Origin of the sequence: Terrisporobacter mayombei, assembly GCF_020748465.1 — a bacterium.
GTDB classification, from domain to species: Bacteria; Bacillota; Clostridia; order Peptostreptococcales; family Peptostreptococcaceae; genus Terrisporobacter; species Terrisporobacter mayombei.
In genome coordinates, this window is the sequence record NZ_JAHZMP010000056.1 from 1 (window position 1) to 613 (window position 613).

At 32.1% G+C, this 613-nt stretch carries 1 pseudogene; it reads right to left on the reverse strand.

Going from position 1 to position 613, the window contains the following annotated elements:
- A pseudogene (locus K0039_RS20265) lies at positions 1 to 613 on the reverse strand (excinuclease ABC subunit UvrA); the annotation flags it as partial.

The following is a 613-nucleotide window of genomic DNA, read 5'->3' on the forward strand; positions in this document are numbered from 1 at the left end:
CAGAATTTCCATTTGCTACTAGTTCATCCAACAATTGAATCAGCTTAGCAGTATCATATAGACTTAGACCAGTAGTTGGTTCATCTAATACATAAAGAATATTACCATTTCGTTTTTTACCAATTTCTTTTGCAAGCTTGACTCTTTGGGATTCCCCACCACTTAAAGTTGTTGTAGGTTGACCTAATTTTATATATCCCATACCTATTTGTTCTAACACATTTAAGTGTGAAACAATATTTGGAATATCTTTGAAAAAATTTACAGCCTCAGAGATACTCATATTTAAAATATCATGAATAGTTTTATTTTTATATTTAATAGATAAGGATTCATCATTAAATCTTTTTCCATGACAGTCACTGCATATATGGTCTATACTTAGATTATTTCCTAACCAGACTTTTTCATTTCCGCTACCACTACATTTAGGACAAGCCCCTTTGGAGTTAAATGAGAAATGACCAGCTGTAAATCCTCGCTCTAACGATTCTGGCTGACCTGCAAATAGTGTACGTATCTTATCCCATATACCAATATAAGAAGCAGGAGTTGAGTTCATATTTTTTCCAATAGGAGATTGAGATATTTCTGAATATCCAGAAATATACTT